Annotated in this window: 7 protein-coding genes; all 7 read right to left on the bottom strand. The window is 62.1% G+C overall.

The features are described 5' to 3' along the window. Nucleotides 1-57: 57 nt before the first annotated feature. The 7 genes from H4Q31_RS10540 to trpD all read right to left on the bottom strand — a co-directional run bounded on the left by H4Q31_RS10540 (nt 58) and on the right by trpD (nt 7,157). Entirely contained in the window at nt 58-1,206 is a 1,149-nt protein-coding gene (locus H4Q31_RS10540) for a prephenate dehydrogenase (RefSeq protein ID WP_185179033.1), read from the bottom strand. 4 nt (nt 1,207-1,210) lie between these two features. Then, nucleotides 1,211-2,308, bottom strand: a complete 1,098-nt coding sequence (gene hisC / locus H4Q31_RS10535) for a histidinol-phosphate transaminase (RefSeq protein WP_185179032.1) — start codon at nt 2,306-2,308, stop codon at nt 1,211-1,213. Nucleotides 2,309-2,477: 169 nt separating this feature from the next. Continuing rightward, nucleotides 2,478-3,323 carry a tryptophan synthase subunit alpha gene (gene trpA, locus H4Q31_RS10530; RefSeq protein ID WP_185179031.1) on the bottom strand — a complete coding sequence of 282 codons (846 nt, stop codon included), beginning with the start codon at nt 3,321-3,323 and terminating at the stop codon, nt 2,478-2,480. Continuing rightward, a complete protein-coding gene (gene trpB / locus H4Q31_RS10525; protein WP_185179030.1) occupies nt 3,320-4,525 on the bottom strand; it encodes a tryptophan synthase subunit beta in 1,206 nt (401 codons plus the stop codon). The genes trpA and trpB overlap by 4 nt, the downstream gene beginning before the upstream one ends. 1 nt (nt 4,526) lies before the next feature. Next, nucleotides 4,527-5,273 (bottom strand): phosphoribosylanthranilate isomerase, encoded by a 747-nt coding sequence (locus tag H4Q31_RS10520; RefSeq protein WP_185179045.1) that lies wholly within the window; start codon nt 5,271-5,273, stop codon nt 4,527-4,529. 56 nt (nt 5,274-5,329) lie between these two features. Continuing rightward, nucleotides 5,330-6,145: an indole-3-glycerol phosphate synthase TrpC gene (gene trpC / locus H4Q31_RS10515; RefSeq protein ID WP_185179029.1), complete on the bottom strand. Its 816-nt coding sequence runs from the start codon at nt 6,143-6,145 to the stop codon at nt 5,330-5,332. Further along, entirely contained in the window at nt 6,135-7,157 is a 1,023-nt protein-coding gene (gene trpD, locus H4Q31_RS10510; protein ID WP_185179044.1) for an anthranilate phosphoribosyltransferase, read from the bottom strand. Before trpD ends, trpC begins: the two co-directional genes overlap by 11 nt.

The raw sequence follows: 7,157 nt of genomic DNA, 5'->3' as shown, positions 1-7,157 counted from the left end.
CGCCATGCGTGGCGCACAAGCAAAACGCTCCGCAGCTAGTGCGGAGCGCCTTCGATGTTAGAAATAAACGATGTAGTCCATCGAGCGTATGAGCGCCACGGCGCGATCCAGGTCGTCCTGCCTGCGGAATGATAGGCGCAGTACGCCCGGAACGTCTTCGCGGCTCTCGATGATGTGCAAGTTGCTTAGGTTGATTCTCGCCTGGCCGAGCTCAGCCGCGATGCGGCCGATGACGCCGGGCTGGTCGGGAACGTTCACGTAGCATTCATATAAAGATGTGATCATGCCCTTCCGGCGCTCCGGCAGGCGATTGCGGAAGTCGTTCGCCTGCTTGAACCGTTCGGCGACTCCCTCCCCGTCTTCCGACTCAAGCAGCCGAGTGAACTCGTCCATCTCGCGCCGCCAGTCCGACAGGAGTTCCAGCAGCACCTGACGGTTATTCACCAGAATATCCCGCCAGACGATCGGATCGCTCGAAGCAATGCGCGTAATATCTCGGAATCCGCCAGCCGCCAGGCTGCGGTACAGATCGCTCGACTCGTTGTAACCCGCGATCTGGTTCACCAGCGCAACCGCGATCATGTGCGGCAGGTGGCTGATCGCTCCTACGATTCGGTCGTGCCGGGCGGCATCCGTCGTGATGATCTTCGCCCGCGTCCAGCGCAGCAGCTTCTCCAGCGCTTGAACCGCTTCTGCCGGCGCGTCCTCGGTCGGCGTCAGCACATAATACGCGTTCTCGAACAGATCCGCGCTGGCTGCCTCCACGCCAGACCGCTCCGAGCCGGCCATCGGGTGGCCGCCGATGAACGTTGTTCCCTTTAACGCGAGCTGCGCGGCGTGCTCCACGATCGATGCTTTGGTGCTGCCGACATCGGTCATAACGCAGCCCGGCTTCAAGGGCAAACGCGACAGCTCGTCGATATAATCGTTGAGCCGGCCAACAGGCACGCATAGGAAGATATAGTCCGCATCCGCCGCCGCTTCCGCGAGCGATGTCGTCGCTTCATCCACGACGCCTAGCTCGGCGCATTTGGCAGCGGACTCTTCGCGGATCTCATGGCCGACGACGCGATAGCCCGGTTTGCCTTTCAAGCACAGCGCCAGCGAGCCGCCGATCAAGCCGACGCCGCAGATGGCGATCTTGATCGTCCCGGACGAGGAGCCCGCTTCCTTCCGTTCGCTAAAGCCGCTGATGTCCGCGTTCATCCGCTCACACCTTAACCGCGACTTCTCGCAGCACTTCCTCCAGCGCCGCGATTACCTTCGCGTTCTGCTCCGCGCTGCCTATCGTAATGCGAACGTGCGTCGGATATTTCTTGTGGCCGGCGCGAATGATGACGCCTTTGCGAAGCATCGCATCGAACACTTCCCCGGCCGGACGCTTCACGTCGACCATGATGAAGTTGCCATAGGCCGGAAATGCCGGAAGGCCGAGCCGCTCGAACGCGGCGCGCAGCATCGCAAGCCCTTCCTTGTTCGCCGCGCGGCAGCGAGCGATGAACTCGTCGTCCTGCAGAGCCGCAAGAGCGGCCGCTTGGCCCACTCGCGAAGTGTTGAACGGCTCGCGCACCTGGTTGATCGAGCGAATGACGTCCGGATGTCCGACGCCGTAGCCGACGCGAAGCGACGCCAGCCCGTATATTTTGGAGAAGGTGCGAAGGAGCACGAGGTTCGGGTACCTCTTCATCAGCTCGATGCCGTCCGGGAAGGCCGGATCGTCGATATACTCGCAGTACGCTTCGTCGAGCACGACCATAACGGAAGACGGTACCTTCGACAGGAAGTTGTCCACTTCTTCATGAGAGACGATCGTTCCCGTCGGATTGTTCGGGTTGCAGATCCAGACGATCTTCGTCTTCGGCGTGACTGCCGCCAGCATCGCCGGAAGATCGTGCGTTCCGTCCTTCAGCGGCACTTCGATGACGACGCCGTTCTCGATCTCGATATTGTGGCGGTATTGCGGGAACGTCTGGTCCGCCGTAATGTTCTCGTCGCCCGGCAGCAGGAACGCGCGCGCGATCATCAGAATCACTTCATCGGAACCCGCTCCGAAAATAATCTGTTCCGGCGTAACGCCCAACTTCTCGGCAACGGCGTTGGTCAAGTCGACGGCGGCTCCATCCGGATAGATGCTGATATTGGCCAGTTCGCGCTGAACCGCTTCAATCGCCTTCGGCGATGCGCCGAACGGGTTCTCGTTGGAGGCGAGCTTGATGACGTCGGAGAGTCCCAGCTCGCGCTTCACTTCTTCGATAGGTTTGCCTGGCTGGTAGACCGGCAGATGAACGATATTCGGTTTCGGTTGCATGGGATTACCTCCTGTAGTGACGGTAGGGACTTCCTTGCGGATGCAAGGCAAAGCGGAGCGTTGTCGCACGCTCCGCCTTTATTGGCGTTTATCCTATTTTGACACATCGAAGCTTTGCTGTACAGAAGGAAAACTCCATTGCCGGTTGCGTAAATCTGTTATTCTCGCGCTATTCTCTCGAAGCCGCGGGCTTCAAACCTGCGATGAACGCGCGCACGGACTCGATGCCTTGACGTTGTTCGGCTTCGTCGCTGCTTGTCAGCCGAGGGAGCGCCTCCTCCACTTTCCGTACGATCGCGCTGCCTACAATGACGCCGTCGCAGAGGCCGGCGAACCGCTCCGCCTGCTCGCGGGACGAGATGCCGAAGCCGACGCAGATCGGCACGCTCGCGGCTCCTCTCACGGTGGCGAGGAACGACTCGATGCCGGCATGGAACGTAGCTCGCTCGCCCGTGACGCCAAGCGACGAGACACAATACACGAAGCCGCGCGCCTTGGACGCGATTCTCTCCACGCGGGCGTCCGAGGTCGGCGCGACGAGCGGGATGAGGTGAATGCCGGTCCGTTCGGCGATCGCCCGCACTTCCCCGTCCTCTTCAATCGGCAGATCGGGAATGATGACGCCGCTGAAGTCGTGTTCCTGCAGCAATTCGAAGAACCGCTCCAGTCCAAGCTGCAAGGCCGGATTAAAGTACGTGAAAAGAATAAAGGGCATGCGCACGCCGCGGCGTCGCGCTTCCAAGGCTACCTTCATGCAGTCGAGCAAGCCGATCTTATTCTTCAGCGCGCGCTCGGAAGCCCGCTGAATGACGGGGCCGTCTGCGAGCGGATCGGAGTAGGGCACGCCCAGCTCCAGCATGCTCGCGCCCGCTTGCTCCGCCGCTTGAATGAGTTCGATCGATACGTCCAAGCTCGGATCGCCCATCGTCAGGAACGGGATAAGCGCGGTCTCGCCTCTCGCCTTCAGCTCGGCGAAGACAGCGTCGATCTTATTGGCGGTCGCCGCTGTGCTCATTGCGCGTCCTCTCCCTTCAGGTAAGGCATGATTGCTTCGACGTCCTTGTCGCCGCGGCCGGACAGGCTGACGACGACGATAGCGTCCTTCGGCATCGTCGGCGCGAGCTTCATCGTATGCGCGATCGCATGCGAAGATTCAAGCGCCGGAATGATGCCTTCCTGCCTGCACAGCAGCTGCAGCGCCTCAAGCGCTTCGGCGTCCGTAATCGGCACGTACTCGGCACGCTTCGAATCCTTCAGGTAAGCGTGCTCCGGTCCGATTCCCGGATAATCGAGCCCCGCCGAGATCGAGTGCGCTTCCTGCACTTGACCGCCTTCGTCCTGCAGCACATAGCTCATCGAGCCTTGAAATACGCCCGGACGGCCCTTCGTCATCGTCGCCGCATGCTTGTCCGTATCGACCCCTCGGCCGGCGGCTTCGACGCCGATCAGCTTCACCGATCCATCGCCGATAAAATCATGGAAGATGCCCATCGCGTTGCTGCCGCCGCCGACTGCGGCGACAATCGCATCGGGCAGACGGCCTTCCTGCTCGAGTATCTGTTCCTTCGCCTCCACGCCGATCAATCGCTGGAAGTCCCGCACCATCATCGGATACGGGTGCGGACCGGTAACGGAACCGAGGATGTAGTACGTATCATCCACATGGCTGACCCAATAGCGAAGCGTCTCGTTGCAGGCATCCTTCAGCGTACGCGTGCCGGACATGACGGGCACGACTTCGGAGCCGAGCAGGTTCATGCGGAACACGTTCAGCTTCTGGCGCTTCGTATCTTCCTCGCCCATGAACACCTTGCACTCCATGCCGAGCAGCGCGGCGACCGTCGCGGTGGCGACGCCATGCTGGCCCGCTCCCGTCTCGGCGATCACCTTCTTCTTGCCCATGCGCTTCGCGAGCAGCGCTTGGCCGAGGGCGTTGTTGATCTTGTGCGAGCCGGTATGGTTCAGATCCTCGCGCTTGAGGTAGATTTTCGCCCCGCCCAGGTGCTTCGTCAGCCGTTCCGCGTAATACAGCGGAGACGGACGCCCTGCATACTGCTTGAGCAGGTAGCGGAGTTCCTCCTGGAATTCGGGATCGTCCTTGTATCGATTGTACGCTTCCTCCAGTTCGATCAGCGCGTTCATCAGTGTCTCAGGCACGTAACGGCCGCCGAAGGGACCGAAGCGGCCATAAGTATCGGGGATATGCGTTTGGCTCATGCTACTTGTTCACCCTTTCCGCGAAAGCGGCGATCTTGGCGTTATCCTTCGCGCCGTCGGTCTCCACTCCGCTGGAGATGTCTACGCCGTCCGGCGCATATTGCGAGATCAAATCTTCTACATTGTCCGGCGTTAATCCTCCCGCGACGAACAACTTCAGTCCGAACCGGGCTGCTTCCGCTTGGTAAGCGGGGATGACGTTCCAACGGAACGCCCTGCCCGTACCGCCTCCGGCTGTATCGAGAAGCACGGCGGATATGGCGCCGGCGTACTCAGCGAGCCGCGCAGGCCCTGCAGGTTGAGCGTCACCCGCCGATACGACGGCCGTCACCGCCAACGATCCTTCCGCCGGCTTCGCGGCAGCTTCCTCCGCCGGCAGCGCGCGCCACACCTCGACGCCGAAGCGAACGCCGACCTCGCGGCAGAACGCCGGCGGCTCTTGGCCGTGTAGCTGGATGACGTCAAGCTCCACCTTCTCCAGCACAGCAGCCAGTTCGTCCATCGTCGGATTGACGAACACGCCGACGGCGCGAGGAGCGCGTCCGCCGGCCATCGCCGTGCGGGAAGCGGCAGCGAGCAAGGACGCCGCCTGCTCCGGCGTCACCTGCCGTTTGCTCTTCGCGAACACGAAACCGATGTAGTCCACCGTCAGCCCGTCCATGCCCATAAGCGTTCGCTCATCTTGGATGCCGCAGATCTTGACGAACGGCCGCGGCTGGCAAGATGATGCGCGCTGTGCTGCCGGCATATCATCCGGGCGCTGTCCATTCGACGAGTCCAATGAGCGCGGCGCTTCGAACGCCGTCATCGCTTGGCGCCTTCCTTCGCCAGGGCAGGTCCGAGCAGCGCGTTCACCGCGGCGCCGATGTCGCGCTGGCGCATGAAGTGCTCGCCTACGAGCACCGCTTGCGCGCCGGCCTTCCGCACGAACGCTATGTCTTCCGGCGTGCCGATCGCACTCTCGCTGACCGCCGTGACGCCGGCCGGCAGCAGGGAGATCAGCTCCTTCGTCACGTTCAGGTCCGTCTCGAACGTGTGCAGGTTGCGGTTGTTGACGCCGATCAGCGTCGCCTTGCCGATCGCCAGCACCGTCTCGAGCTCTTCGCGGTTGTGAACCTCCACAAGCGCGTCCATGCCGAGCGAATGGGCCAGATCGTGATACGAGGACAGCTGCTCCTTCGTCAGAATGGCGGCGATGAGCAATACGGCGTCCGCTCCGATCAGGCGCGCTTCGTAAATTTGCTTCTCGTCAATGATAAAGTCCTTGCGAAGCAGCGGCAGCTTCACTGATTCTCGCACCCGCGTCAAATAGCCGTTATCCCCTTGAAAAAAGTCTTTGTCCGTCAGCACGGATATACAGTCGGCTCCCGCCGCTTCGTAGGCTTCAGCCAATGCGGACGGCTCGAAGTCCGGGCGGATCAGTCCTTTGGACGGGCTCGCCTTCTTCACTTCCGCGATCAGCCCGACCGGACGCTTGCGAGCGCCTTCCTTCAGCGCGGCCTCAAAGCCTCGGCATGCCGGCAACCCGATAATCTCCCGCTCCGCCTCCGCCACGTTCAGTTGCTCTGCCAAGCGCTCTACCTCTTGCCGCTTCACGGCTACAATCCGTTCAAGAAACATAGCTCACTTCTCCCGTCGCCTGAATCCATTGATTTAGTTTAGCCATCGCAGCGCCCGTATCGATCATGCGTGCCGCTTCCTTCACGCCCTCCGCAAGCGTCGTTACGCGATCCGCGACGTATATGCACGCCCCGGCGTTCGCCAGCACGATCTCGCGATACGCGCTTCGCTCGCCGGCGAATACGCGGCGAACGATCTCCGCGTTCACGGCGGCGTCACCGCCCTTCACTTCGCTGAGCGGAACCGTCCGCAGGCCGAGCTCCTCCGGCGTCACGTCATAGGTTGTGACTTCGCCATTCTTCAGCTCGGAGATGCTCGTCGGCGCGGAGATGCTGATCTCGTCCAGCCCGTCATGGCTGCCAACCACCATAGCGCGCTTCAGCCCCAGCCGACCGAGAACGCTGGCGACCGTCTCCGTCTTCGACCGATCGTACAAGCCCATCAGCTGCCGGTCGGCGTTCGCCGGGTTCGCGAGCGGGCCGAGCATGTTGAAGATCGTGCGCACGCCCAGCTCGCGGCGCGGCGCCGCCGCATGCTTCAGCGCGGGATGGTACAGCTGCGCGAACATGAAGCAGATGCCCGTCTGCTCGAGGCATTCCGCGGCTTGCTTCGCCGTCAGCGCGATGTTGACGCCAAGCGCCTCCAGCACGTCCGCGCTGCCCGCCTTGCCGGACATGGCCCGATTACCATGCTTTGCCACGCGAACGCCGGCCGCCGCCGCGATAATCGCAGAAGACGTGGAGATGTTGAACTTGTGAATGCCCGAGCCGCCCGTCCCGCAAGTGTCGAGGAGATCTTCGTTCTTCGTCGCGACGCGGTCCGAGAACGAACGCATCGCTTCGGCGAACCCGGTGATCTCGTCGACCGATTCGCCCTTCATCCGCAGCGCGATGACCGCGCCGGCGATCTGCGACGGCGTCGCTTCGCCCCTCATGATCAAGCTCATGACGGCATGCGCTTCCTCCCTCGTCAGGTCGTGTCCGGCCGTCAGCTTCGACAGCGCCTGCGGCAT

This window comes from Cohnella lubricantis, from assembly GCF_014212015.1.
GTDB lineage: Bacteria > Bacillota > Bacilli > Paenibacillales > Paenibacillaceae > Cohnella > Cohnella lubricantis.
The sequence above is the reverse complement of the archived record's forward strand: the minus strand, read 5'-3'. Positions and strand labels throughout refer to the sequence as shown.

Excerpts from the sequence above, each read along its gene's own strand:
- trpD (WP_185179044.1), bottom strand. The coding sequence starts at position 7,157 with ATGCCGCAGGCGCTGTCGAAGCTGACGGCCGGACACGACCTGACGAGG.
- hisC (WP_185179032.1), bottom strand. The coding sequence starts at position 2,308 with ATGCAACCGAAACCGAATATCGTTCATCTGCCGGTCTACCAGCCAGGC.
- trpC (WP_185179029.1), bottom strand. The coding sequence starts at position 6,145 with ATGTTTCTTGAACGGATTGTAGCCGTGAAGCGGCAAGAGGTAGAGCGC.
- H4Q31_RS10520 (WP_185179045.1), bottom strand. The coding sequence starts at position 5,273 with ATGCCGGCAGCACAGCGCGCATCATCTTGCCAGCCGCGGCCGTTCGTC.
- H4Q31_RS10540 (WP_185179033.1), bottom strand. The coding sequence starts at position 1,206 with ATGAACGCGGACATCAGCGGCTTTAGCGAACGGAAGGAAGCGGGCTCC.
- trpB (WP_185179030.1), bottom strand. The coding sequence starts at position 4,525 with ATGAGCCAAACGCATATCCCCGATACTTATGGCCGCTTCGGTCCCTTC.
- trpA (WP_185179031.1), bottom strand. The coding sequence starts at position 3,323 with ATGAGCACAGCGGCGACCGCCAATAAGATCGACGCTGTCTTCGCCGAG.